This window comes from Kitasatospora sp. NPDC053308 (assembly GCF_055585785.1).
Genome location: NZ_JBVJJY010000004.1, coordinates 139,254 through 165,354 on the forward strand (window position 1 = coordinate 139,254; position 26,101 = coordinate 165,354).

A 26,101-nucleotide genomic window follows, 5' to 3' on the forward strand; every position below is an offset into this window, starting at 1 on the left:
CTGGCGGGCATGCCGAACAATCCGCAGGCCCGGCGCGCACCCCTGGACGACGTGGACCGGGCGATCATCCGCGCTCTGGCCGACAACGCCCGCCTCCCGAACAACGCCCTGGCCGCGGCCGTCGGCATCGCCCCGTCCACCTGTCTGGCCCGGGTCCGCGCGCTCCAGGAGCGCGGCATCATCCGCGGCTTCCGCGCCGAGCTCGATCCCGCCGCGATCGGCCTGCCGCTCCAGGCGATGATCTCGGTCCGGCTGCGCGCCCACACCCGGGAGCAGAACGAGAGCTTCCGCGGCACCGCGCCCGACCTGCCCGGCGTGCTGGCCGTCTTCCACATGGCCGGCTCGGACGACTACCTGCTGCACGTCGGCGTGGCGGGCCCGGAGGCGCTGCGGGACTTCGTGGTCGACCACCTCACCACCCACCCGGCGGTCGCCCAGACCCGGACCAACCTGATCTTCGAGCAGATACCGGGCCGGCGTTACCTGGCCCCGGGGCACTGAGCGCCCACCCCGTGCCGGTCGCCCTCCGCCGCGCCGCCGGAGTCAGCCCGGCGCATGATGCTCGAAGCTGCGCAATCAGCGCCCTGAAGGAACACCCCCGGACTCTCTGCCTGCTCGAAACCTGCAGGATCCACCGGACCTCGCAGCGTCCGCCCCGTTGACATGGCCACCCGGGCACAGCAAGCTCTGTCGAAACTGCTCGCTGCACGCACTCTTCAAGCACTTCAGATCATTATCGATCAGCTTGTTTCAGCGGAGTACTCGACAGGAGAAACCACCGTGCGCTTACTCCGGCCCCACCTCCGCCACGCCGCCCTCGCGGCGGCCCTCACCAGCCTCGCCGCCGTCGCCGGCCCCGCCCTCCCGGCCCGGGCCGCCAGTCCCGCCTCCGCCGTCCTCGACCAGGGCCACCAGAGCGTCACCTGGCAGAGCCCGCAGTACGCCAAGGGCACCCTGGGCGGCGCCACCGCCTGCCCGCCCGCCGCCCAGGACCCGGGCGGCACCGTCTGCGACCACTTCGACCTGACCGTCGACGTCCCGGCCGGCTACTGGAACGACAACCCCGAGGGCGGCGTCCCGGTGTCCGTCCAGTGGCAGAACCCCGCCGACGACTTCGACCTCTACGTCTACGACGCCGCCGGGAAGGAGGTCGCCACCAGCGCGGGCACCGCCGACCCCGAGGCCACCGTGATCCCGCGGGCCTCCGGCACCTACCACGTCGTGGTCGTCCCCTACGACGTCCACGGCGGCTCGTACACCGGCCGCGCCTACCTCCCGCAGACCGCCGACGCGGGCGACCTGACCTCCTTCGGCGGCTCGGACGGCAGCTACGACATCAGCGCCGGCGCCCTGAAGGCCAAGGTCGACTTCCTCGCCGACGACCAGTTGCGCCTGCGGGCCGCCCCGGACGGCGTCCTCACCGACCCGGCCGGCAGCACGATCATCCGCAAGCAGCCCGAACTCCGGCACGACACCAGCACCTTCGACGCCGGGGAGTACTACGGCATCCGCTCCGGCGACCAGGTCCTGCGGGTCTACAAGCACCCGCTGCGGTTCGGCCTCTACCGGGCCGACGACCGCACCGCCGTCTGGCAGGAGGACGCGCCGCTGCGCTGGAGCACCGGCGGGCTGCGGCAGTCCCTGGTCCGCGGCGCCGACGAGCAGTTCTTCGGCGGCGGAGAACAGAACGGCGGCTTCTCCCACCGCGACAAGACGATCCACGTCGCCAACAGCTTCGACTGGAACGAGGGCGGCTACAACAACTCCCAGCCGTTCTACGTCTCGAGCGCCGGTTACGGCGTCTTCCGCAACACCTTCGCCCCCGGCAGCTACGACTTCGGCTCGCCCGTCCGCACCGGCCAGCAGGAACGGCGACTGGACGCCTACTACTTCACCGGCGACGTGAAGAAGGTGATCGGCCAGTACACCGCCCTGGTCGGGAAGCCCTTCATGCCGCCGGTCTACGGCCTGGAACCCGGCGACTCCGACTGCTACTTGCACAACGCCAACCGCGGCGAGCGCCACACCACCGACGCGCTGAAGGTCGCCGACGCCTACGTGCGGAACCAGATGCCGCTCGGCTGGATGCTCGTCAACGACGGCTACGGCTGCGGCTACGAGGACCTCGCGGCGACCGGCGCGGGCCTGCGCAAGGACCACGCCCAGCTCGGCCTGTGGACCCAGAACGGCCTGCCCGACCAGGCCGACGAGGTCAAGGCCGGGGTACGGGTGCGCAAGCTCGACGTGGCCTGGGTCGGCAACGGCTACGACTTCGCGCTGAACGCCTGCGACCAGGCCAAGGCCGGCATCGAGCAGAACAGCGACGCCCGGGGCTTCGTCTGGCTGCCCGTCTCCTGGGCCGGCGCGCAGCGCTGCGGCGTGCTGTGGAGCGGCGACCAGAGCCTGTCCTGGGACTACATCCGCTGGCAGATCCCGACCTACGCGGGCGCCACGATGTCCGGCATCGCGTACGACACCGGTGACGTCGGCTCGATCTTCCGCCGCGACCCGAAGATGTACACCCGCGACCTGCAGTGGAAGACCTTCCTCCCGGCCATCATGACCATGGACGGCTGGGCCCGGGACATGTCCGGCAAGGAGCAGCGCGACCAGCAGCCCTGGCTGGACGGGGAGCCCTACACCTCGATCAACCGCACGTACCTGCAGCTGAAGGAGCGGCTGCTGCCGTACATGTACACGCTGTCCGCGGAGGCCACCCGGACGGGGATCGGCGCGGTGCGCCCGCTCGCCCTGGAGTACCCGGACGACCCCGCGGCGCTCGGCCCGAACGCGACCTACGAGTTCCTGGCCGGACCGGACTTCCTGGTCGCGCCGGTCTACTCCGACACCTCGGTCCGCAACGGCATCTACCTGCCCGCGGGCACCTGGACGGACTACTGGACCGGGCGCACCTACCAGGGCCCGACCACGATCGACGGCTACTCCGCCCCGCTGGACACCCTGCCGCTGTTCGTCCGCGGCGGCGCGATCGTCCCGATGTGGCCCAAGGGCACGCTGTCCTGGCAGAACCGGGACCGCGGCGAGCTGGACTACGACCTCTACCCGCAGCCGCAGGGCGACTCCTCCTACACCCTGTACGAGGACGACGGCGTCACCCGGCAGTTCACCGCGGGCGCCTCGGCCACCCAGCAGGTGGACGTGCACACCAACCGCGCCGTCACCACGGTCAAGGTCGGCGCGAGTGTGGGGAGTTACACCGACAAGCCGAGCGCGCGCAGCTACCGCTTCACCGTGCACGGCCAGGACGCCCCGCGCCAGGTGGTCACCGAGGGCGGTCCGCTGCCCCGGCTCGGCTCGGCGGCGGCCCTCGCCTCCGCCGCGTCCGGGTGGTACCACGACCCGGCCACCGGCGTCACCGAGGTCAAGACGCCCGCCGTCTCCACCGACCGGGCCTTCTCCCTCCACCTGATCCGCGGCGGCCACTGACCCACGCCGGTCACTGACCCACGGGCCACCGGCCACCCGGCCACCCGGCCACCGCGGGGCTCCCTCGGCGCACCGATGGAGCCCCGTGCCGCGTCCGGCGGGCGGTACCCGCGGTCAGGTGCGGGCGCCGGGCCGGTGGGTGTCGCAGTACCAGCCGCCCGGGTAGAGGCGGGCACCGGGCGCGCCGCAGGGGATGCGACCGGCCGAGCAGTGGCCGGTGCGGACCGGCGGGATGACCCGGCCGGCCGGGGGCGAGGCGTCCAGCGTCAGAGCGGCCTGGTAGGGCTCGCCGGTGTCCACGCCGCGCCGCTGAGCGGGGACGCGGACGCACTCCACGGTGCGGCGCCCGGTGGAGGCGCCGCGCTGCCGGGGGATCGGCGGACGGGCCTCCGGGTCCACCAGGACCCCGCCGTTGTCGAGGTAGCGGCACCGGTCCTCCTCCGGTGTCCAGAAGCGCAGCGCGCCACCGGAGTCGGCCCGCAGGGCGACCGGGACGTAGGTGCCGCCGACGACGCGGCGCACGAAGTCGTCGATCCGTGGGACGAGCACCTCCCAGCTCGGGTGCCAGCGGCGGCAGCGGCCGCTGCCGCGCACCGGGCACGGCCGGGCGTCGGTGTGGTCGCATCTGCGCAGCCGCAGGGCCCGCACGCCGCCGCGCACCAGCAGGTCGCGGTCCTCGCGGATGGCCCGGGCGGGCAGGTCGTCGGTGCGCACCCAGGGCGCCCGGTCGATCAGCGGCGCCTTCGGGTCCACGGTGTGCCAGACCGCGGTGATGCCCTCCTGCCGTGCGAGTCGGCTCCGCCGACGTACGGACTGCGCGGTGAGGTGGGACAGTTGGGGCTCGAAGCCGAAGCGGCGGCCGTCCGCGCCGGTGACCAGCACGGCGGCCCGGCACCGGCCGTCCGCCGCCCGGGGCTCGATCTCGACGGCGTGGCCGTCGCTCGCCGCGGCCCGGGCGTAGCGCTCCTGGTAGGCCCGGCGCTCCTCGCTGCGCGGGTCCTGGTGGGCCCGGCGGTGCGGGTTGTGGTGGCTGGCGATGCGCCGGCCCCGACGGAGCGACAGGTACATCCACTCCGGCTGGTCGGGGCGGGCGTCGAAGCAGGTGGGGCAGCGCAGTCCGCGTTCGGCGACGGGCCGCCGGTCGGCGCGGAGGCGGTCCCACAGGCCGGGCAGCTCGGGGACTCCGAGGTCGGCTCGGTCGAGGTCGAGGAGGCGGTCGAGTGCGGTGCTGAAGACCGGGTTGCGCGTGGGGAGTTCACCGTCGTACTCGTTCATGGCGTCTCGTCTCTGCCATCAACCACGAGAGGGAGCTTCCAGTCTGCACCGGGCCGACGACGATGAGGACCGCTACGGTGCAGGTGGACGGAGTCCCGGGTGCACGGAGGGCGCAATGGCGGACACGGGTTTCGAGCGGCCGGCCGGGCGGCGGCGCTCCTTCGAGGTGCGGGAACTCGGCCGGGTGGAGTCCCCCCTGAGGGAGCGGGCGGGGGCGCCCCGGCAGGGTGACGAGGGCGCGCCGGAGGCCTGGGTGGCCTTCGACGCGTCGGTGGCGCGGGCGCTGCGGGAGCTGGTGGTCGGGCAGGAGGTGCTGCTGCTGACCTGGCTCGACCGCGCCGACCGGGAGGTGCTCGCCGTCCACCCGCGCGGGGACCGCTCCCGGCCGTCGACCGGGGTGTTCGCCACCCGTTCGCCGGACCGGCCGAACCCGATCGGGCTGCACCGGGTCACCGTGCTGGCCGTGGACGGCCTGCGGCTGCGGGTCAGCGGCCTGGAGGCCATCGACGGCACGCCTGTGCTGGACGTGAAGCCGGTGCTGCCCGGGGTCGCGGAGCGCTAGGGACCCGTACGGCCGTCAAGCACCAAGCCGCCGGGCCCCCACACCGTCAGGCCGTCAAGCCCTCATGCCGTCAGGTCGTCAGGTCGTCAGGTCGTCAGGCCCTCATGCCGTCAGGTCGTCGGCCCCCACACCGTCAGGCCGTCAAGCCGCCGGGCCCTCAGGCGGGCCAGCGCAGCACCGCTCCAAGGCCGCCGGGCGGCCCGGGGAGGGTGTCCGGCACGAGCAGCGCCTCGGCGCCGCAGGCCGCGCCGGCGCGGAGCAGGGCGTCGGCGGCGGGGGCCTGTTCGGGGTGGCTGACGCCCATGCCGCGCAGCTCGGCCCGCTGGACGCCGATGTGCTCGGGCTCGGGGCCGGTCCACACCGGGCGTTCCGGGTCGTGACCGCCCGACTGGAGCAGCAGGGCGGCGAGTTGGTGCTGCCGGGCGGCGCTCACCACGGCGGGGATGCCCTGGGCGGCGGGACCGGGCGCGGTGGAGGTGCCGGCCGCGTCGGTGCCGTGCTCGCCGGGGCGGCCGACGGCGGTGCGGTAGGTGTCCAGGACCTCGGCCAGGTGCCGGGCGCGGTGGTCGTCCCAGGCCGAGGCGATGCGTCGGCCGAAGGCTTCCCGGGCGATTCCGTCGGCCCGCCCGCCGCCGTCCAGTTCGACGGTCAGCGGTCGCAGGTGCTGCGGCAGCCGCTCGTGGACGGCGCGGCGTTCGCGGACGTCCCCGGTGAGGACGAGCAGCTTGGCGCCGCTGTCCGGCCAGATCCGGGTGAGGTGGTCGGCGATGATCCCGGCGGTGCGCTCCCAGGTGTCCTCGACCCGGTGCCGGTAGTGCCACTCGTAGCGGTCGGCGGGCGGGGCGCGGTGGCCGCGGCCCTGCCACTGCGGCGCCTCGACGGTGCCGACCGCGGCGCTGCGGCCCAGTTCGTACCGTTCCAGCCCGGCGCCCGTGCGGTCGACGGCGGCGACCAGGCAGGCGGGCGCCGCGTCGTCGAGCAGGCCGACCAACGGGCCGGTGTGCGGGAGCGGGGCCCAGGTGGCGGCGACGTCGGGCGGGGAGGCGGCGAGCGGGACGTCCAGGGCCACCTCGCCGCCGGCCGCGAACAGGGCCCGGCCGGACGGGGAGCCGGTGGCGGGCTCCTCCGCCAGGTGGTCGCGGACGGCCGCGCAGGAGCGCTCGTCGGCGCCGGCGGCGGCCAGCCGGTGGACGGCGGCGCGGTCGATCAGCGCCCGGCGCCGGACGGCGTCCTCGGTGGCGCGGTCGGTGTCGAGGTAGACGGTGGCCCAGGGGCCGGGCCGGTCGAGCAGCGGGGTGAGGAACGCGAGGTCCATCGTGGCCTCCCGTAGTGGATGGGCTTGCCGTGGAAGGGGACTGCCAGTCGTTCGAGGGGGGTTACTCGGGCACCTACCCTCCTGCACCGGGAGGACACCGGCCCCGCCCGGCCGTCACCGTGGGGGCGGCACGCGAAGCTCGCACCAGACGACCTTGCCCGGGCCCACCGGGCGCCAGCCCCAGCGGCGGCTGAGCCGGCTGAGCAGGTACAGGCCGAGGCCGCCCGAGCCGTTCGATCCGTACCGCGGCCGGGGCGTCGGCGGGCGCGGGCTGGAGTCGCTGACCTCGATCCGGACGAAATCGTCCCCCCGGACGAGCAGCAGCGCGCCGGGGCCCGCCGTGTGGCGCTGGGCGTTGCCGACGAGCTCCGAGACCAGCAGCACGGCGTCGGCGACCACCAGCGGGTCCGACACGTCGGCCAGGAAGCGCTCGGTGCAGGCCCGTGCCTCGGCTGCCGCCCGGGGCCGGTCGGCGAGCGGCAGGCGCAGCGCCTGCGGTCGCCGGCGTACGGATGGCACCCGGGCCCTCGCCATGCGATCGTCCCTGCTCCGGTTCCCCCTGGCCTGTGGTGGTCAGCGCTTGAACAGGTTCCGCATCCGGCCGCCCGCTCGGGCCGGTACCTCGTCGGAGCCCGCTCCCCCGGAGCCCGGCAGGTCCGCCGGCTCGACCGGTTCGACCCGCCCCACCGGTTCCGCCCGCTCGACCGGTGCCGTCCGCTCGTACGGTGCCGCCGGTTCGACCGGCGCCACCGGTTCGGCCCGGCGGTGGCTCACCCGGCGGTGCGCCGGTCGTGCCGTGCCCGCGGGGGCTGCCGGGCCGACCGGCCGGGCGTACCGCCGCGACCGCAGCATCATCGCCAGGCCGAGGCAGAACAGCAGCGCGAGGGCCACGCCGGAGAGGAAGATGCCCAGGCTGTTCAGCGTCACGAGGTCGTTGCCCAGGACGGTGGCCTGGTAGTCCGGCCCGCCGGAGAGGTTGTCCGCGATCAACAGCCCGACGAACGCGCCGGACGCCGACATCAGCAGAAGTCCCAGTAGCAGCATGATGGGGATCCTTCCCGTCCCGTGCTCGGCCCCCGACGGGTCGCGCCTACCCGGGCGGCGCGGTCCGTAACGGCCGCCGGGCGCCCGCCTGGGGCGCGCTACTCGGTCTGGACGACGATCAGGCAGGTGTCGTCGTCGGTGTCGGCGGGGCTGAGTTCGAGCAGCCGGTCCAGGTACTGCTCCAGGTCCGGGCCGGGGGCGCCGGCCGCCCGGATCAGCTGCTCCACCGACTCCTCGACCGGACGGTCCCGGCGCTCCACCAGCCCGTCCGTGTAGAGCAGCAGGACGTCCCCGGGGTCGAGCCGGGCGGTGTGCTCCTCGTACCGGGCGTCGTCCAGGGCGCCGAGCAGCACGCCGTGCGGCAGGGGCAGCACCTCGGCGCCGGCCGCGGCGAGCCGGATCGGCGGCAGGTGGCCGGCCCGGGCCCAGCGCAGTTCCCCGCCGACCGGGTCGAGCAGCACGCAGACGGCCGTCGCGGTGACCTGCCCGGGCTCGCGCAGGGCGACGGTGTTGGCCCACTCCAGCAGCCGGGCCGGGCCGGCCCCGGTCACCGCCAGGCCGCGCAGGGCGTGCCGCAGCGCGACCATGCCGGTGGCCGCGCCGACACCGTGCCCGGCCACGTCGCCGACCGCGAGCAGCACCCGCCCGCCGGGCAGCGGCAGCACGTCGTACCAGTCGCCGCCGACCCGGTCCTGCTGGGCGGCCGGGCGGTAGCGCACGGCGGCGTGCAGGCCGGTGACGCCGAGCGGCGGCGGGGCGGCCGGGAGGATGGCCTGCTGGAGGCGCAGCGCCAGTCGCGCCCGCTCGGCGGACTCCTGCTCGCTGTCGGCGAGCCGCTCCCGGGTGGCGCCGAGCGCGACCTCCGTCCAGTGCTGGGCGGACACGTCGTGGTAGGCGCCGCGGATCGCGGTCAGCCGGCCGGTCTCGTCCAGGACGGGCTCGGCGATCACCCGGGTGAAGCGGTGGGTGCCGTCCGGCCGGTCGAGGCGGACGACCGCGGAGGCGGTGCGGTGGCGGTGCCGGACGGTGTCCAGCAGGCGCCGGATGGCGGGCCGGTCGTCCGGGTGGGTGTGCTGCGCGAGCAGGGCGAGCGGTACCGGCGCGGCGTCCGGCGGCAGCCCGTACAGCTCGTGCAGCCCGTCGCTCCAGCGGATCCGGCCCTCGCCGGGGTGCTCCTCGAACCCGGCCACCCGGGCGAGCCGCTGGGCCTGGCGCAGCAGGTCGGCGCGCGCGTCCTCCTCGGCCCGCTCGTCCGCTCCGGGCGGCTCGTCGTCGAGCCGCCAGCAGAGCAGCAGCCGGCCGCCCAGCGGGGCGACCGCGAGCTGGACGGCGGCGGGGGCGGCCCCGGGGGCGGTGCGCCCGGTGCCCCGGAAGGCCAGCCGGACGCGCTCGGCGGGCAGCGGCGCCCCGGTCTCGTGCGCGCGCACCAGGCGGTCGAACAGGCCCCCGGCGGCGGCGACCGGGTAGGCCTCCACCAGCGAGGCGCCCTCCAGCACGTCCCGGGGGCGGCCGAGCGGGTCGCGGAACCGGGCGCTGAGACGCCGGATCGTGAAGTCGGCGACGTGGCCGTCCCGGACGACGGGTTCCAGCAGCAGGGCGGGGGTGAGCAGCCCGTCCAGGAGGACGGTGGTCTCCTCCGGCGTCACGGGTTCCGCGGGCGGGCCGAGCAGGGTCGTGCAGAGGTCGGCCAGCGCGTACAGCGGGCGGCGCTCGGGCGGGCGGAGTTCCGGGGCGGGGCCCGACCAGAGCAGTTCCAGGGCGCCCCGGCGGCGGCCCTGGTCGAGCAGCGGCAGGACGGCCCGGGCGGACCCGCCGCCCACCGAGGGTGCCGCGCTCCCCGGCTCGCCGGGCCACAGGTCACCCCCGCCGTCGACCACCCGCCGCGCCGGGGTGGCGACCCCGGGCGGCACCCGGTCCCAGCCGGCGGCCTCGCCGGCGGACAGCCCGGCGTGCGCGGCGAGGGCGAGCGCGCCGTCGGGCAGCCGCAGCCAGACGACCACGGCCCGGGCGCCGAGCACCGCGCCGGTCTGCTCCAGGACGGCCTCGGCGGCGCGCTGCAGGTCGGAGGCGGCGGCGAGCGCGGGCGCGACGGGCGGGCCCGTGCCGGGCTCCGGGCCGAGCGCGCCGGGGACGGCGACGGCGGCGTCATCGGGGCCCCCGGGGACTCCCGGGGCGTCGACCGCGCCGAGGTCGTCCGGCTCCGGTTCCGGCTCGGGCAGCCCGGCGATCTCGGCCGCCAGCGCGACGACCGGCACGCCCGCGTCCCGCGCCAGTCGGGCGAGGTGCGCGGCGGCCTCGGTGGTCGGCAGCCCGAGCCGCTCGGCCAGGATGCCGGTGGCGAGGTCGACGGCGGCCCGCGTCCGCGCCTCGGCGTGCAGCCGGACGACGGCGCCCCGCAGCCGCCGGACGGCCTCGGCCAAGGCCCAGGCGGTCCGGTCCGCGGACTCCCGCGCCGCTTGCTCCCCGGGTTCCCGGGGGTCCTGGGCGTCCCCGGGTTCCCGGGGGTCCTGGGCGTCCCCGGGTTCCCGGGGGTCCTGGGCGTCCCCGGGTTCCCGGGGGTCCTGGGCGTCCCGGGGGTCCTGGGCGGCGGTCACGGCCGCTCCGGTCGGCGCGGGCCCGCCCGGTGGCACGGGCCGGCGCGCCCCGCCGCGGCACCCCACCGGCACACCACGGACCCGCGCCGCGCGGCAGCGGGAGCGACCCCCGGCCGCACGGCCCGCCGGCACCCGCGGCCGACGGGCGGCGCCCCGGTGGTCATGACGCGTCCAGCCAGGTCCGGATCCGCTCGACCAGGAGGGTGGTGTCGACCGGCTTGGTGACGTAGTCGTCGGCGCCCGCCGCCAGGCTGCGGTCCCGGTCGCCGGGCATGGCCTTGGCGGTGACGGTCACCACCGGCAGCCGTTCGAAGCGGGCGTCGGCGCGGATCGCCTCGATGGCCGCGTAGCCGTCCAGTCCGGGCATCATGACGTCCATCAGCACCAGGTCGGTCTCGGCGTGGGCGCGCAGCAGGTCGAGCCCGGCGCGGCCGTCGGCGGCGTGCAGGACGGTCAGTCCGTGCTGTTCCAGGGCGGCGGTGAGCGCGTAGACGTTGCGGATGTCGTCGTCGACGATCAGGACGGTCCGTCCGGCGAGCGGGTCGTCGGCGCGCCGCCCGGCGGGTGTGGTCGCCGGTGCCGCTGTCGGCGCGACGGGCCCGGTCGACGGGCGGCCGCCGAGCAGCCGGACCACCCGCTCCAGCAGGTCGTCCAGTCCCCCGGCGCGCTCCACCCCGCCGGGCAGGTCGCCGCCGCCCCCGTACCCGAGCACGGGCGTGCCCGCCGCCGCGGTCTCCGCCAGCACGGGGGCGAGCTCGGCGGAGCCGGCCAGGTCGAGCAGCACGCAGCGGTACGGCCCGCCCGCGAGCGCGGCCCGAAGCGCGGACTCGTCGCCGGCTCCGTCCACCCGTACCGGCGCGACCGCTTCGCCCGCTTCGGCAGGGCCCGGCCCGGCCCCGTCCGCCGGCGTCCCGCCCGTGGAGGCCCCGCCCAGCTCCGCCGCGGCCGCGCGGGCGAGCTGGGTGAGCAGGGCCGGCGGGTCCGGTTCGACCACCAGGATCCGGGTCTCGGCCGGCGGGTCGTCGGCCGGCCGCTGCTCGGGTTCGCCGAGCGGCAGGTAGAGGGTGAAGCGGCTGCCCTGCCCGGTGGCGGACCGGACGGTGATCGCGCCGCCGAGCAGCCGGGCGAGTTCCCGGCTGATGGACAGCCCGAGGCCGGTGCCGCCGTAGCGCCGTGCGGTGGAGCCGTCGGCCTGCTGGAAGGCGCCGAAGATGCTGTCCAGGTGGCCCGGGTCGATGCCGATCCCGGTGTCCTGGACGTGGAAGACCACCGCCGCGTGCGCCCGGCCGAGTTCGGGCGGCAGGTCGGCCGCTTCCACCCGCTGGATCCGCAGCTCGACCCGGCCGGTGTCGGTGAACTTGACGGCGTTCGAGAGCAGGTTGCGCAGCACCTGGCGCAGCCGGGCCTGGTCGGTGACGATCCGTTCCGGGACGGCCCGGTCGACGGTGACCTCGAAGGCCAGGCCCTTCTGGTCGGCCAGCGGCCGGAAGCCGGACTCGACGTACTCCAGCAGCTCGCGCAGCGCGAAGGGTTCGGGGGTCAGCTCCATCTTCCCGGCCTCCACCTTGGAGAGGTCGAGGATGTCGTTGATGAGCTGGAGCAGGTCGGTGCCGGCCGAGTGGATCACGCCCGCGTACTCGACCTGTTTGGCGTTGAGGTTGCCGCTCGCGTTCTCGGCGAGCAGCTGGGCGAGGATGAGCAGGCTGTTGAGGGGGGTGCGCAGCTCGTGGCTCATGTTGGCCAGGAACTCGGACTTGTACAGCGAGGCCCTGGTCAACTCCCGGGCACGTTCCTCCAGTTCCTGGCGGGCCTGTTCGATCTCCAGGTTCTTCGCCTCGATGTCCCGGTTCCGCTGGGCGAGCAGGGCGGCCTTCTCCTCCAACTCGGCGTTGCTCCGCCGGAGTTCCTCCTGGCCTTCCTGCAACTCGCCGGATCGTGCCTGCAGTTCGGCGGTGAGCCGCTGGGATTCGCCGAGCAGTTCGTCGGTGCGGGCGTTGGCGAGCAGGGTGCCGATGTTGACGCCGCAGGCCTCGGCGAACTGCTCCAGGAAGTCGCGGTGGGTCTGGGTGAAGGCGTGCACGGAGGCGAACTCCATGACGCCGATCAGCCACTCCTCCAGCGCGATCGGCAGGACGACGAGGGAGCGGGCGTCGCCGCTGCCCGCGGCCGAGGAGAGCGGGGCGTAGCCGGGCGGCAGGTCGTCCACGGTGATGGTGCGCCGGCTCCGGCCGGCCTGGCCCACCAGGGACTCCCCGAGCCGCAGCCGCCGTTCCTCCCCGGCCGGTCGGCCGTAGGCGCTGATCAGGACCAGTTCGGTGCCGGTCGCGCCCTCCTCGCTGAGGAAGAACGCGCCGTACTGGGCGCCGACCAGCGGGGTCAGCTCGTCGGTGATCATCTCGGCGACCGAGCGGATGTCCCGGCGGCCCTGGATGGCGGCGGAGAAGTGGGCCAGGTTGGTCTTCAGCCAGTCCTGTTCCTGGTTGGCGAGCGTGGTCTCGCGCAGCGAGCCGACCATGGCGTTGATGTTGTCCTTCAGGTCGGCGACCTCGCCGGAGGCGTCGACGCTGATCGAGCGGGTCAGGTCGCCGGCCGCGACGGCACTGGTGACCTCGGCGATCGCCCGGACCTGCCGGGTCAGGTTGCCGGCCAGCTCGTTGACGTTCTCGGTGAGGCGCTTCCAGGTGCCGGAGACGCCCTCGACCCGGGCCTGGCCGCCCAGCCGGCCCTCGCTGCCGACCTCCCGGGCCACCCTGGTCACTTCCGCGGCGAACGAGGACAGCTGGTCGACCATCGTGTTGACGGTGGTCTTGAGCTCCAGGATCTCCCCGCGCGCGTCCACGTCGATCTTGCGGGTCAGGTCGCCCTCGGCGACGGCGGTGGTGACCTGGGCGATGTTGCGCACCTGGCTGGTCAGGTTGTGCGCCATGAAGTTGACGTTGTCGGTGAGGTCCTTCCACGTCCCGGCGACGTTCGGCACCCGGGCCTGGCCGCCCAGGATGCCCTCGGTGCCGACCTCCCGGGCGACCCGGGTGACCTCGTCGGCGAAGACGGACAGGGTGTCGACCATGGTGTTGATCGCGTCGGCGAGGGCGGCGACCTCGCCCTTGGCCTCCACGGTGATCTTCCGGGACAGGTCACCGCGCGCCACGGCGGTCGCGACCTCGGACATCGAGCGGACCTGCCCGGTGAGGTTGGAGGCCATCACGTTGACGTTGTCGGTGAGGTCCTTCCAGGTGCCGGAGACGCCCCGCACGGTGGCCTGGCCGCCCAGGTTTCCGGCGGTGCCGACCTCGCGGGCGACCCGGGTCACCTCGTCGGCGAAGGACGACAGCTGGTCGACCATCGTGTTGATGGTCTCCTTCAGCTCCAGGATCTCCCCGCGCGCGTCCACCCGGATCTTCTGGGTGAGGTCGCCCTCGGCGACGGCGGTGGTGACCGAGGCGATCGCGCGGACCTGCGCGGTGAGGTTGTCGGCCATCACGTTGACGGACTCGGTCAGCCCCTTCCAGGTGCCGGAGACGTCCCGCACGTCCGCCTGGCCGCCCAGCCGGCCCTCGGTGCCGACCTCCCGGGCCACCCTGGTCACCTCGTCGGCGAAGGACGACAGCTGGTCGACCATCGTGTTGATGGTGGTCTTGAGCTCCAGGATCTCCCCGCGCGCGGCGACCGAGATCTTCTGGGTGAGGTCGCCCTCGGCGACGGCGGTCGCGACCTGGGCGATGTTGCGCACCTGCCAGGTGAGATTGCCGGCCATCGCGTTCACCGAGTCGGTCAGGTCGCGCCACGTCCCGGCGACGCCGGGCACCTGGGCCTGCCCGCCGAGCCGCCCGTCCGTACCGACCTCCCGGGCCACCCTGGTCACCTCGTCGGCGAACGACGACAGCTGGTCGACCATCGTGTTGACGGTGTTCTTCAGCTCCAGGATCTCCCCGCGCGCGGCCACCTCGATCTTCTGGGTGAGGTCCCCGCGGGCGACCGCGGTGGTCACCTGGGCGATGTTGCGCACCTGCCAGGTCAGGTTGCCCGCCATCGCGTTCACCGAGTCGGTCAGTTCCTGCCACGTCCCGGTCGCGTCCGGCACCTGGGCCTGCCCGCCGAGCCGCCCGTCCGTACCGACCTCCCGGGCCACCCTGGTCACCTCGGAGGTCACCCGGGCCAGCTGGTCGGCCATCCCGTTGAAGACCTCGGCGATCTCCCCGAGCACCCCCGGCCGGTCCGGGGTGAGCCGGGTGCGGAAGTCTCCGTCGCGTACGGCCGTCAGCCCGGCGAGCAGCTGCCGCAGCGCCTGCTCGGCCGGGTCCGCCGGTACCGGGTGCTCGTCCATCCGTCCACCGTCCGGAGCCTGGCACGACCGGGGTGCACCGTCCGGGCACCTCGGATCGGGGGCGGCGGGCCGCCGCCCCTGCTCCCACTGTGCCACCGAATCCGGGAGGCGGCGGACGGGGAGGACGCAGCGCCCGCTCGGGCCGCACGCCGTCCCGGCGCCCTGGGCCGGCACGGGTGGCCTTGCGCGCTCGGCCGGGCACGCTCAGCCCGGCACCTTCTCGCGGACCGGGAAGGCGTCGGTGACACCGGTCAGTTCGAGCATCCGCAGGAACAGCGGCCGGGGCCTGGCCAGTTCGAGCCGGCTGCCGTCCGCCGCGGCCCGGGCCCTCGCCCGGAGCAGGGCGTTCAACCCCGTGGAGTCGCAGAACTCCAGCCCGGCGCAGTCGATCACGAGGACCCCGGCGGGCCGGGCGAGGGCCTGCTCGACGGCCGAGCGCAGATCGGCCACCGAGTCGAGGTCCAGCTCGCCGTGGAGGACCAGCACGGTGCCCAGGGCCCACGGACGGATCTCGAAGGTGAGGCCCTCACCGCTCCGCGCGGCCCGGTCCACGGCCTGGTCCCCGGTCTTCGACGAGCGCTCCGTCATGGCTGCGTGCTCCTCCCGGCTGCCGGTGCTTCGACCACTCGGCTAACCGGTCGGGGCGGCCGGAAACGCCCGCGCCCGAGGAAGCCCGGACGGACCGGGCCGGACGAGCCGACAGGGCAGGACGAACAGGGGGGACGGACGGGGGACCGCCGTCGTCAGCCCCGGCCTGAGCCGACCGCCGGGGCCGGCACCTCCAGCCAGACCAGCTTCCCGCCGTCCTCGGGCTGCGCGCCCCAGGCCCGGGAGAGCCGGTCCACCACCCGCAGCCCGTGCCCGCCCGGCCGGCCCGGGTCGGCGGACGCGCGCAGCCGCGGCAGCACCGGACTGGCGTCCGCCACCTCCACCCGCAGGCGGTCGCCGTCCCAGCGCAGCCGCAGCTCGCGCGGGCCGCCGGGGGCGTGCAGGCAGGCGTTGGTGACCAGCTCGGAGACCATCAGCAGCACGTCCTCGACCGCCAGCCGCTGGTCCTCGTCGGCGGTCGGGAGCCAGTGCCAGGACACCAGCGCCTGCCGGCTGAAGTCACGGCTGCGCTGCACCGCGCCGGTGCTGCCCGTGAACGGCAGCCGACGGGTCTGCTCCGGGCCCGGCGGCCGGTCGCCGTCGCGACGGTCGCCGGTCACGCGGCTCACGACGGCCCTGACGAGGCAGCGGGACCGGTGGAGCCCTGGGGCCTGCCCGCATCACCGGCATCGGCGGCCTCGGGGTGACCGGCGGAATCGGCGGCCTCGGGGTGACCGGCGGAATCGCCGGACCGGGCGGAGTCGGCCGGCCCGGGGTCCGCCGCGAGTTCCTTCAGGGCCGTGTCGAGGTCCGGGTGGATCGGCAGCACGGTGTCGGCCCCGGTGATCGCGAACAGCCGCGCCACCACGGGGTTCGGTCCGACCAACGCCAGCCGCACCCCGGCCGCGTCCGCGTCCAACCGGGCGCGGAGCAGGACGTTCAGGCCCGTCGAATCGCAGAAGCGCAGGTCCGCCAGGTCGACCAGGATGTGCGCGAAGCCGTCCTCGTGCGGAGCGGCGAGCGCGGCGCGCAGGCCGGCCGCCGTGTCGTGGTCCAGTTCACCGGCGACGGTGACGGTCCGCAGCGGTGGCTGGTCCACCACGGCGACGCGCAGGCCGCCGGATGCGTGCTCCCGGTCGGGCTCGCGGGGTTCCTCGGATGGCCGTGCCATGGTTCACTCCCGGTCCGGTCGGGACGGCTGGGCGCCGTCGTGACCATCATCGCGCCCGACGTCCCGGGCCGCGCGGACGACCGGTCCCGCATCCGGCCATCACCCGATGACGGCCGGGGGCACCGTCCGTCGGTCGTCCACGGCCGGCGTCTGCCCCGGCGCGCCGCGGTCACACCTGGGGCGGACGGGAGAAGGCGGACGGGAGAAGGCGTGGCGACCGACGGTCCTGTCTGTCGGCGCCGGCCGGTGGCCGTCCGCACGACGCGCGGAACCCCCGGACGGCACAGCACCCCCGGGGCGAGCCGTCGGGCACCTGCGGGGCCGGCGGCGTCATGAGCGTTCGAACCTCATCGAATCGTCGGGGAGGACGGACCTGTCACTGGTTTCCTGGGGTCGGGAACGAGAGGCACCACCGCTGACTGCGGAGTGCGTCGTCCGTCCCCGGCCGGTCCGGGAGGAGACTCCCGGATCCGCACGGCATACCGGCCGCCATCTCGGACCGAGGAGACAGCACCGTGCTCAAGCTTCGCAACATCCGACGCGGCATCGCCACCGCCGCCGCCGTTCTCGCGCTCGCCGGCGGCTCAACCCTCGCCACCGCCGGGGCCGCCCACGCCGACGGTGCGTGCAACGGCGGCCCCATCGGCTACGGCTGGTCGGCTCACGAGTGCATCAGCACGTCCGGCTACCGTGCCACCGATGGATACACCGTCACCAGCGTCGGTGCCGGCACCGACGTGCGGGTCTATGACGACCTGTACAGCGACTGCAGCGGCGGGTGGAGCGTGGTGGCCTCCAACTACAGCGAAGGCGGAATCCACGCCTGGCCCGGACAGGGCCCCTACAGCACCCAGATCTCGTGGTCGTGCACGCACCCCGCGCACTTCTACTCCCACGTCTACGAGACCGAGTCGGGACGGATCATCGGCGGCTTCTGGTCGCCCGTGGTCTACACAGGCTGATCGGCGGTTGCCGGGGCCCGGCCACCGCAGAGCGGTCGCCGGTCCCCGGCACCGCGTCGACGCCGTCCCCGGATCCCTCCCGCCCCCGGTCGCCGCCTTCGACGTCTCGCGCATGTACCGCCGGGGGTCGGCCTGGCAGGATCTCCCGCCATGACGCGAAGCGAGACCTCCTCCCCCGACTCCCGCCCACGGCGCGGCCGGACAGGGATCGGCCGGACAGGAGGCGGCCGGGGCGGACGCGGTCGGGGCGGCCGGGACGACCCGCCCTGGCCCCGGCGTCCGCTGCTGACGGCCCTGTGGATCCCGGGCGCCGCCGTCCTGCTCCCGCTGGTCGGCGCGCTCGGCGCCTTCGGGCCGTGGCTGCTGGTGCCGGCGGTGGCGCTGGTCGTCGCCGTGCTGCTCGGCCTGGTCCACGCCCTCCTCAGCCTCTGCCGGTCGCGGCCGCTGCGGATCGTCGTGCTGCCGCTGGTCCTCGCCCCGCTGATCGCGGTCCCGCTGCTGAGCATGGACGCCACCCGGGCGGCGGTGCTGGAGCTGCGCGGTGTCGCGCACCCCGGCACCGTCACCGGCGTGCGGGTCAGCCACGGCAGGACCACCACCTACCGGTGCGCCGTCCGCTACGAGGACGCGCCCGGGCACGGCGGTTCGGTGAGGTGCGGCGCCGGGGACACCGTGGGCGAGCGGGTCAGTGTCACCGAGGACCCGGACGGCCTGGTGGAGCCGGAGTTCACCGCCGTCGCCCGCGGCGCCCGCGCCGACCTGGCGCTGGTGGGGTTCTTCGATGTCGTCCTGCTCGTCGTCGCCGGCACGGCGGCCGGCCTCGGCGCCGTACTCCACCTCGCCCGCGGCCGCGCCGCGCGCCGCCCGCCCGCGCCGCCTCCGCCGGAAAACCCGTTTGCCGACTGAGCCGGGTACGGACGATCCTCTGCGGATGGAACACCTGGAACCCGCGGCACCCACGACGTCCCCCCGGCCGGTCATCGCCCTGGACGGCCTGACGCTGCGCCGCTTCGCCGGCGAGGCGGACCTCCCCGAGTTCTTCGCGGTCATCGAGGAGTCGCTGGAGCACCTGCGGCCGTGGATGCCGTGGGTCGCCGAGCACAGCCGCGCCAAGACCGCCGAGTACCTGGCCTCCCGGGCGGAACGCTGGGCGAGCGGCGAGGACTTCTCCTACGCGGTCGTGCGGGACGGCGCGATCGTCGGCGCCTGCGGGCTGTACCGGCGCGAGGACTGCTCGGCCGAGGTCCTGGAGATCGGCTACTGGCTGCACCCGGCCGCCACCGGCCGGGGCGTCGCCACCAGGGCCGCCGCGGCCCTGGTCGACGAGGCCTTCCGGCTGCCCGGGGTGGAGCACGTGGAGATCGTCCACGACCCGGCCAACCGGGCCAGCGGCGCCGTCCCGGCCCGCCTCGGCTTCACCGCGCACCTGCGCCGCCCGGCCGAGGCGCTCGCCCCGGCCGAATCCGGCGAGGAGCAGGTCTGGCGGCTGACCAGGCCGTAAGGCGTGTCCGGCAATTCCCGGCGGTCCGCCGCCGTGGGGGGAGCGGGCGGACCGCCGGGCACGCCCGGCCGGACGGGACGGTCCGGCGGCGCGCCGGGAACGGACGCGGTGGGAGGCCGAAGCCTCCGTGCGGAGCGCCCCTTGTCGAACCCCGCAGACCCGCCGCGGACCCTCACCCGCGGCTTCGCGCGTCCGTTCCCGTACCTGGGAGACCTCCCCGCGCCGCGCCGATAACACTTTCCCGCGGCCGCCCCCGCCGGGTGGCGGCACGGCGGGCGCCCGGACCTCCGAACGGCGGATCCGCGCACTGCGCCGACCGCGCGCGGGTCCGCCGACACCCGGTCAGGAAGCTTGTACCGAACAGTCCGTTTCCTGATACTTCCGGTCAGCGCCTGTCAGGGGCAGATCATCCGCCGTGCTTCCGGACAGCGCGCCGGCGTCCGCCCGCCGTCTGACCGCGCCTCACGGCCCCCCGAACCCCGGGGGCCTCTCACTCCCGGAGGAGAACGGTGAGGACCATGCGCAGAACCCCCCGTCCCGGCACCGCCCGACGCCGCACCCGCCTGCTCGCCGTCGCCCTCGGCCTGCTGACCGCCACCGCGGTCGCCGTGCCGGGCGCCGCGGCCGCCCCCGACACCAAGCCCGAGCCCGCCCAGCTCACCGCCCTCAGCGACGCCGTGCTGAAGGCCGAGGTCGACGGCACCGCGTGGTACGTCGACGAGGCCGCCGGGCGCGTCGTGGTGACCGCCGACAGCACCGTCTCCACCGAAGCGCTCGACCGGATCACCCGGCTCGCCGGCGGTGACGCGTCCGTCCTGACCGTCCACCGCGTCCCCGGCGCCTTCCGCCCGCTGCTCGCCGCCGGCGACGCGATCTACGGCGGCAACTACCGCTGCTCGCTCGGCTTCAACGTGGTGGACGGCGCCACCCACTACTTCCTCACCGCCGGCCACTGCGGCAACATCGCACCCGAGTGGTACACGGACGCCGCCCACACGACCGCGATCGGACCGACCGTCGCCTCGACCTTCCCGACCCACGACTACGCGCTGGTCCGCTACGACAACGCCGCCCTCAGCCACCCCGGCGGCTTCACCTCCGCGCCGAACGCCTTCGTCGGCGAGGTGGTCAAGCGCACCGGCTCGACCACCGGCACCCACAGCGGCCGGGTCACCGGGCTCAACGCCACCGTCCGCTACAGCGGCGGCGGCACCGTGCGCGGGCTGATCCAGACCAACGTCTGCGCCGAGCCCGGCGATTCCGGCGGCCCGCTGTACGACGGCACCAAGGCCCTCGGGCTCACCTCGGGCGGCAGCGGCAACTGCACCGTCGGCGGGACGACCTTCTTCCAGCCGGTCAACGCGGCGCTCACCGCGTACGGAGTGCACATCTACTGAGCCCGAGCCCCCCGGCCGTCGAACCCCGAGCCACCGGGCCCGAACCGTCTGGCCCCCGAACCGTCTGGCCCCGGCCCCGCCGCTTCGCGCGGCGGGGCCGGGGGCCGTTCCCGGCGGGGTCAGCCGGCGTACACGTCCTCGACGTACCGGCCCGCCTCGATCAGGCCCTGCAGCCAGGCCTGCGCCCGCTGCTCGTCGGCGCCCGGCGTGCGCTCCCGGTACAGCGCCCGGAAGGCCGCCCGCACGCCCGGCGCCATCCGCGCGCCGTCACCGCACACGTACACCTCCGCGCCGGCCGCCAGCAGTTCCCACACCTCGGCCGCCTCGGCGGCGAGACGGTCCTGGACGAAGCGCCGCCCGTTCTGGGGCCGCTCGCTGAAGGCGGGCCGCAGCGAGACCGCGCCCTCCCGCTCGGCGGCCTCCAGCTCCGGCCGGTGCAGGTAGTCCGCCTCCGCCGTGTCGCAGCCGAAGTACAGCAGCGCGGGGGCGAGTTCGGCGCCGCCGTGGAGCATCGCCCGGCGATCCGCGACGGCGCCGCGGAAGGGGGCGAGGCCGGTGCCGGCCGCGATCATGATCACCGGGGTGCGGTGTCCGATCCGGAACGCCTCCCGGCAGGGCTGGACCCGGGCCAGCACGGTGTCGCCGACGGCCAGCCGGGCGAGGTGACCGGAGCCGGTGCCCCGGAAGGTACCCCGGCCGGAGCGGGCGGGGGCGCTGAGCACGGAGACCATCAGGTCCACCTCGGTCGCGTCCCGGGCGGGGGAGGAGGAGATCGAGTAGTGCCGGGGCCGGATCGGCGGCAGCAGGTCCAGCAGGACCGGCCAGCTCAGCGCGCCGTGCAGGGCCGGGTGGTCCTCGATCAGGTCCAGCAGGGTGCGCGGGTCGTCCTCGGGCAGTGCGCTGAGCGCGGCCCGCTCGGGCGGGCAGGGGTTGAGGGCGGCGAGCGCGGCGCGCTGCTCGGCGTTCGGGCGGTCCTGCAACTCGACGTGGTGGGTGAGCAGTTCGCGCACCGTCAGCGGCCGGTCGACGGCCAGGCCGGTGCGCCGGTGCGCCACGATGTTGAGCACCGTGTCCGGGTCCGCGCCGAACAGCTTGGCCGCGCGCTCGACCAGCGCCGGGTCGTTGGCCGGGAGCACGGTGAGGTGGTCGGCGGTCCGGTAGCCGGTGCCCTCGGGCAGGGCGAGCCGGACCAGGCGCTTGACCCGGTGGTAGTCGGGGTCGGTCAGGCTGCCGACGGCGGTGACGGTCAGCTCGGTCATGTCGTGCCGGGCGGCCAGCGCCGCCAGCGGGCCGCCGGTCACCTCGGTCACCGTGTACGCCGCCTCCTGGCGCGGCGCGGCGGGGGCGTCGGCGTCCCCGTAGCGCTCCAGCAGGGCCTCGCGCAGCGCCTCGGTGAACTGCCGGACGGTGCCGGAGAGGTCGCCGGAGGCGTCGGCCTCGGCGCGGGCGAGCAGCCGGGTGCCACCGAGGGCGGCGAGCCGGTCGTCGATCAGGCCCGGGACGCGCTGGTAGGTGGCGGCGTACGTGCGGTCGCCGATGCCGAGCACCGCGTAGGCCACGCCCGCCGCGGCGCCGTCCTCGGCCTCCTGCAGGCGGCGGACGAAGACGGCGGCGTCGTCCGTCGGCTGCCCGTTGTACGAGGCCGCGGTGATCACCACCGGGCGGTCGGTGGGCAGTCCGTCCGCGTACGCGTCCAAGGGCGCGACGGCGGTGTCGCAGCCGAGGTCGGCGGCCGCCTCGGCGAGCTGCCGGCTGAACTCGCGGCCGGCGCCGTAGTTGGAGCCGTGCAGGAGGAGCAGCCCGGTGCCCTGCCGGACCCGGCCCGGGCGCTCGGCGGCACCGGCCCGGGTCGCCGAGCCGGCCGCCGGCTCGGCGGCCACGGGGACGGGCGTGCGCCGGGCGAGGACGAGGGTGAACTCGTCGGGCTTGATGGTGAGCGTCTGCTTGACGGTCAGCCGGTAGTCGGTGTGGTCGATCAGCCGGTAGCGGTGGACCAGCATGCCGAGCAGCATGGTCGCCTCGTGCAGCGCGAACTGCCGCCCGATGCAGGCGCGTTCACCGGTGCCGAAGGGCTTGAAGGCGTGCGGGGAGCGGGTCGCTTCGGCCTCCTCGTCGAACCGGGACGGGTCGAACAGCTCGGGGTTGTCGCCCCAGGCCGGGTCCCGGTGCAGCATCGGGGTCGACACGAAGACCGTCTCCCCGGCGCGCAGCGGGATCCGGCCGCCGAGCAGGGTGTCCTCGCGCGCCTCGCGGCTGAAGGCGGGGGCGGTGGGCCACAGCCGCAGCGCCTCGTTGAGCACCTGCCGGGTCAGCCGCAGCCGGCCGACGTCCTCGTACGAGGGCTCCGGGTCGGCCCGGTCGCCCCAGAGCGCGTCCACCTCGCGCTGGACCTGCCGCAGCACGGCCGGGTTCTTGACCAGGTAGTACATCGCGAAGGAGAGCGCGCCGGAGGTGGTCTCGTGCCCGGCGATCAGGAAGGTGATCACCTGGTTGCGGATGTTCTCGGCGTCCAGCCGGGTGCCGTCGGACGGGCGCACCGCGCCGAGCATCAGACCGAGCAGGTCCTCGGCCGGGCCCTCGCGCTCCTCCCCCGCGCGGGCGGCGATCACCTCGTCGACGACGTCGGCCAGGTAGTCGGCGTCGGCCCGGAAGGCCGCGTCGCGCTCGGAGTGGTCCAGCGCCGGGTCGCGGGTGAACTTGGTCATCGCCCACTCCAGGCAGCGCACCATGGCGTCCACGAAGGGGTGCGGCTCGTCCCGCTGGAAGGAGCCGAAGTCGAAGCCGAAGCCGGCCAGCCCGATGGTGTCCAGCGTCATCCGGGTCATGTCGCCGGGCACGTCCACCGGCAGCCCGGCGGCCTCCCGGCGGTCCCAGGAGTCGATCATCCGGCGGGCCACCCGCAGCATCACCGGGTGGTAGGTGCGCATCGAGCCGAGCGCGAAGGCGGGCATCAGGATGTCGTGCGCCCGCGCCCAGTTGGGCTCCTCGTTGTACGCGGTGAACAGGCCGTCGCCGGTGAACTGGCGGACGTTCTCCAGGCCCGGCCCGATCGACTTGGTGAACCTGGTCTCGTCCGCGAGCTCCTCGACCAGCTCCAGGCCGCTGACGACCAGCGTGTCCCGCCCGTGCAGCCGCTGCACGAAGGCCGGGCCGTGCTCTCTGGCCAGCTCCATGGTCCGCAGCACGGGGGCGGCGACCGGCGGCGCCGAGGAGATGTCCACCAGGGGGACGGCTCCGGCCCCCTGCTCGGCGACGGCGGCCCCGGTCCTCGCGGCCCCGGTCATGGTGGTCTCGGTCATCGTGGGTCCCTCCCGCAGCTGACGTTTCGGCTCCCCCCACTCTGCGCCCACCGGGAGGGAGGCCCGGCCGTGATCACTACATGATTGTGTAGTACGCGGAGCGTCCCCGGTCTTGCCCACGGACCGTCAGTTCTGGCTGTGCGGACGCCACGGGAGGAGAGGACACCATGGAAGCGACCGAGGGCTGCGGTCCGGCACCGGGGAACGGACAGGACGCCGCGGTGGTCTGGCGCAACCGGGCACTGCGGCTGATGGACCACGTGCCGCTGCCGATAGCGGTGGTGGAGTTCGGCGGCCGGACCCTGATCGTCAACCGCGCGATGGCCGCCGAGTTCGGCCTGTTGCCGGGGCAGTTCCGCGACCGGAAGATCCTGGAGTTCTTCACCCTGCGGGACAGCGACACCCTGCAGGCGCTCGCCGAGGCGGTCCGGCTGCACCGCCGCTCGCAGTACCCGGCCCGGGTCTCCTGGAAGCCCGCCCACGGCGGCGAACGGTACGGCGTGATGACCGTCGACCTGGTCGCCGACACCCCCGAGCAGACCCCGAACCTGCTGCTCTCGCTGCGCCGCGTGGAGGCCGCCGCGGAGGCCGCCGGGGCGGAGCCGCCGCCGGGCCCGCGGGTCGAGGTCAGCCCGGTGGAGGCCCGGATCCTCGCCGCGGCGGCCCGCGGTGCCACCACCGCGCAGATCGCCCGGGAGATCGGCCTCACCACGGACGGCGTCAACTACCACCTGGCGAGGCTCTCCCGGCGGTGGCGGGTGCCCAACCGCACCGCCCTGGTCGCCCGCGCCTACGCCACCGGCGTGCTGGCGATCGGCGCCTGGCCACCGGAGCCGACCTGACCCCGTCGGCACCGGGCCCGGAACCCGGCCGGATCCGGCGGCGGAACAGCCCGAACGGGTGACGCCGTGCGCCGGCCCGGCCACGCCTGGCAGGGATCTCTCGATCGACCGACACGGCGCCGGAAGCACCGCGCGGCGGTAGCGGCGTGGACGTTCGGCGCCTTCGCCGGACGGGGCCTAGCTGCGAACGGCTTCGATGAAGCCCCTGGTGCTGGGACGGGACAGCGGGCGGCCGTGGGTCTCGGCGATCCGGTCCAGGGTGGTGAGTTCGGTGGTCCAGCCGTGCCGGTCGAGCCATCCGTGGGTGTCGGGGCCGAGGCCGCCGCGCCACAGGCCGGTGATGTGCGCGAGGGACGGGTCCTGCGGGGTGGCGGCCGGGTCACCGCCCTTCTCCAGCAGCAGGCGGCTGCCGGGGGCGGCGAGGTCGGCGACGGCCGTGAGCAGCCCGGCGGCCTCCTCGGCGGTGAGGTAGACCAGCAGCCCCTCGGCCAGCCAGGCCGAGGGGCTGCTGGGGTCGAAGCCGGCCGCGACCAGCCGGGCGGGCCAGTGCGGGTCGAGCAGGTCGGTGGGCAGGGTGGTGCGCCCGCCGGTCGGTCGGGCGCCGAGCCCGTCGAGCACCTGGTCCTTGAAGGCCAGCACGGGGGCCAGGTCGAGTTCGAAGACCCGGGTGCCGGCCGGCCAGTCCAGCCGGTAGGCGCGGGTGTCCAGGCCGGCCGCGAGCAGCACGATCTGGTCGGTGCCGGCGGCGAGCAGGCGGTCGTCGTAGAAGCGGGTGCGCAGGATGCCGTGCGCGACCAGAGCCCGGGCGAGGGGGCTGCCCCGGTCCGCGGCGGGCGCCGGCAGGTCGGCGGCCGCGACGAAGGCGGCGGCGTACGGATCGACGAAGAGCGGCTGCGGGCGGGCGCTCTCGTAGGCCCGGACCCGGGCGACGGACAGCGCGGTGCGGGAGACCGGGCTGAGCGGTTCCGCGGTCGCGCCGGACGGTTCGGAGGCGGGTTCGGGGGCGGCTTCGGAGGCGGGCTCGGGGGCGGCTTCGGAGGTCGTCATGTCGGCAATCTACATCGCCACCGATGTATCGGTGCAGATGTATTCTGCGGGCATGGACGGTGTGCGACTCCTCAGACTCGGCAAGCGACTGACCGACCTCGGCCGCACGATGATCACCGAGCCGGCATCCGCGCGCTACACCGCCGGAGAGATCGCCGTGATCTCCGACGTGTACCGCCACCCCGGCACCTCCGCCCAGGAGGTCCGGGCACGCACCGGCTTCGCCCAGAGCCACGTCTCCGCCTCCGTCGCCCGGCTGCGCGAGGCCGGCCTGCTCGACGCCACCGCCGACCCGGCGGACGGCCGGCGCACCCTGCTGACCGTCTCCGACCGCGCCCGCGGCGCCATCCGCGCCCGGGTCGCCCAGCCCGCGGAGCCGGTCATCGCGGCGGCCGTCCCGGACCCGGCCCAGGCCCACCGGGTCGCCGAGCTGCTCGACGAACTCGCCGCCCTCCTGCTCCCCTGACCGCTCCGTCCCCGCCACGGGACTCCGTCGCGAAGCATCCACGGCGCCCGCGGCGGTCACGTCGCCGGCATCATCCCGACCGGCCACCGGGGAGGCCTCCCGGCCGGTCCACGGAGGTGGGGATGAACACCCGGACCGGGAAGGACGGCGCCCGACCCCGCGCGCTGATCCGACCGGATCCGACGAAGAGGCCCTAGCCTGGGGCGACGGCTCCGCCCCAGGGCTTCGCACCTGGCGCGGGGGTGGAGACCAGGGACGACGTCCATG

At 75.3% G+C, this 26,101-nt stretch carries 20 protein-coding genes; 9 read left to right on the plus strand and 11 right to left on the minus strand.

The genetic code is table 11. The features are described 5' to 3' along the window. The first annotated feature begins 9 nt into the window (after nt 1-9). Nucleotides 10-501, plus strand: coding sequence for an Lrp/AsnC family transcriptional regulator (locus ACZ6Y7_RS11305; RefSeq protein ID WP_465757631.1), 492 nt, complete (start codon nt 10-12; stop codon nt 499-501). A gap of 279 nt (nt 502-780) precedes the next feature. Next, nucleotides 781-3,447, plus strand: coding sequence for a glycoside hydrolase family 31 protein (locus tag ACZ6Y7_RS11310; protein ID WP_465757632.1), 2,667 nt, complete (start codon nt 781-783; stop codon nt 3,445-3,447). Between the two features lie 114 nt (nt 3,448-3,561). Here the strand turns inward: ACZ6Y7_RS11310 and ACZ6Y7_RS11315 are convergent, their stop codons facing one another. After that, a complete protein-coding gene (locus tag ACZ6Y7_RS11315; RefSeq protein WP_465757633.1) occupies nt 3,562-4,722 on the minus strand; it encodes a hypothetical protein in 1,161 nt (386 codons plus the stop codon). Between the two features lie 115 nt (nt 4,723-4,837). Here ACZ6Y7_RS11315 and tsaA point away from each other — a divergent pair, with 115 nt between their 5' ends. Further along, the gene (tsaA, locus tag ACZ6Y7_RS11320; protein ID WP_465757634.1) at nt 4,838-5,284 is read left to right on the plus strand and encodes a tRNA (N6-threonylcarbamoyladenosine(37)-N6)-methyltransferase TrmO; all 447 of its coding nucleotides are present in this window, start codon (nt 4,838-4,840) and stop codon (nt 5,282-5,284) included. A 157-nt stretch (nt 5,285-5,441) separates the two neighbouring features. Here the strand turns inward: tsaA and ACZ6Y7_RS11325 are convergent, their stop codons facing one another. The 8 genes from ACZ6Y7_RS11325 to ACZ6Y7_RS11360 all read right to left on the minus strand — a co-directional run bounded on the left by ACZ6Y7_RS11325 (nt 5,442) and on the right by ACZ6Y7_RS11360 (nt 16,320). Further along, entirely contained in the window at nt 5,442-6,599 is a 1,158-nt protein-coding gene (locus ACZ6Y7_RS11325; RefSeq protein ID WP_465757635.1) for a baeRF2 domain-containing protein, read from the minus strand. Nucleotides 6,600-6,713: 114 nt separating this feature from the next. Further along, a complete protein-coding gene (locus ACZ6Y7_RS11330) occupies nt 6,714-7,133 on the minus strand; it encodes an ATP-binding protein (RefSeq protein ID WP_465757636.1) in 420 nt (139 codons plus the stop codon). A gap of 39 nt (nt 7,134-7,172) precedes the next feature. Further along, a complete protein-coding gene (locus ACZ6Y7_RS11335; RefSeq protein ID WP_465757637.1) occupies nt 7,173-7,643 on the minus strand; it encodes a hypothetical protein in 471 nt (156 codons plus the stop codon). Between the two features lie 98 nt (nt 7,644-7,741). Then, on the minus strand, nt 7,742-10,237 hold the full coding sequence (locus tag ACZ6Y7_RS11340) for a PP2C family protein-serine/threonine phosphatase (protein WP_465757638.1): 2,496 nt from the start codon (nt 10,235-10,237) through the stop codon (nt 7,742-7,744). A 160-nt stretch (nt 10,238-10,397) separates the two neighbouring features. Further along, entirely contained in the window at nt 10,398-14,561 is a 4,164-nt protein-coding gene (locus ACZ6Y7_RS11345) for a HAMP domain-containing protein (RefSeq protein ID WP_465757639.1), read from the minus strand. Nucleotides 14,562-14,765: 204 nt separating this feature from the next. Further along, complete coding sequence (locus ACZ6Y7_RS11350; RefSeq protein ID WP_465757640.1) at nt 14,766-15,149, minus strand: STAS domain-containing protein; 384 nt, start codon at nt 15,147-15,149, stop codon at nt 14,766-14,768. A gap of 155 nt (nt 15,150-15,304) precedes the next feature. After that, nucleotides 15,305-15,769, minus strand: a complete 465-nt coding sequence (locus ACZ6Y7_RS11355) for an ATP-binding protein (protein ID WP_465757641.1) — start codon at nt 15,767-15,769, stop codon at nt 15,305-15,307. A 5-nt stretch (nt 15,770-15,774) separates the two neighbouring features. After that, entirely contained in the window at nt 15,775-16,320 is a 546-nt protein-coding gene (locus ACZ6Y7_RS11360; protein ID WP_465757642.1) for an STAS domain-containing protein, read from the minus strand. 515 nt (nt 16,321-16,835) lie between these two features. On the opposite strand from ACZ6Y7_RS11360, the gene ACZ6Y7_RS11365 reads away from it, so the two are divergent. The 4 genes from ACZ6Y7_RS11365 to ACZ6Y7_RS11380 all read left to right on the plus strand — a co-directional run bounded on the left by ACZ6Y7_RS11365 (nt 16,836) and on the right by ACZ6Y7_RS11380 (nt 20,180). Further along, on the plus strand, nt 16,836-17,282 hold the full coding sequence (locus tag ACZ6Y7_RS11365) for a hypothetical protein (RefSeq protein WP_465757643.1): 447 nt from the start codon (nt 16,836-16,838) through the stop codon (nt 17,280-17,282). Nucleotides 17,283-17,432: 150 nt separating this feature from the next. Further along, nucleotides 17,433-18,188 (plus strand): DUF3592 domain-containing protein, encoded by a 756-nt coding sequence (locus tag ACZ6Y7_RS11370; RefSeq protein WP_465757644.1) that lies wholly within the window; start codon nt 17,433-17,435, stop codon nt 18,186-18,188. Between the two features lie 25 nt (nt 18,189-18,213). Continuing rightward, entirely contained in the window at nt 18,214-18,783 is a 570-nt protein-coding gene (locus ACZ6Y7_RS11375; protein WP_465757645.1) for a GNAT family N-acetyltransferase, read from the plus strand. A gap of 509 nt (nt 18,784-19,292) precedes the next feature. After that, nucleotides 19,293-20,180: a S1 family peptidase gene (locus ACZ6Y7_RS11380; RefSeq protein WP_465757646.1), complete on the plus strand. Its 888-nt coding sequence runs from the start codon at nt 19,293-19,295 to the stop codon at nt 20,178-20,180. A 119-nt stretch (nt 20,181-20,299) separates the two neighbouring features. On the opposite strand, the gene ACZ6Y7_RS11385 is transcribed toward ACZ6Y7_RS11380, so the two are convergent. Continuing rightward, nucleotides 20,300-23,479, minus strand: coding sequence for a cytochrome P450 (locus tag ACZ6Y7_RS11385; RefSeq protein WP_465757647.1), 3,180 nt, complete (start codon nt 23,477-23,479; stop codon nt 20,300-20,302). 167 nt (nt 23,480-23,646) lie between these two features. Here ACZ6Y7_RS11385 and ACZ6Y7_RS11390 point away from each other — a divergent pair, with 167 nt between their 5' ends. After that, nucleotides 23,647-24,321, plus strand: coding sequence for a helix-turn-helix transcriptional regulator (locus ACZ6Y7_RS11390; RefSeq protein ID WP_465757648.1), 675 nt, complete (start codon nt 23,647-23,649; stop codon nt 24,319-24,321). Between the two features lie 177 nt (nt 24,322-24,498). Here the strand turns inward: ACZ6Y7_RS11390 and ACZ6Y7_RS11395 are convergent, their stop codons facing one another. Continuing rightward, complete coding sequence (locus ACZ6Y7_RS11395; RefSeq protein ID WP_465757649.1) at nt 24,499-25,368, minus strand: SAM-dependent methyltransferase; 870 nt, start codon at nt 25,366-25,368, stop codon at nt 24,499-24,501. On the opposite strand from ACZ6Y7_RS11395, the gene ACZ6Y7_RS11400 reads away from it, so the two are divergent. Beyond that, a complete protein-coding gene (locus tag ACZ6Y7_RS11400) occupies nt 25,367-25,834 on the plus strand; it encodes a MarR family winged helix-turn-helix transcriptional regulator (protein ID WP_465757650.1) in 468 nt (155 codons plus the stop codon). The genes ACZ6Y7_RS11395 and ACZ6Y7_RS11400 overlap by 2 nt on opposite strands. The last annotated feature ends 267 nt before the right edge of the window (nt 25,835-26,101 follow it).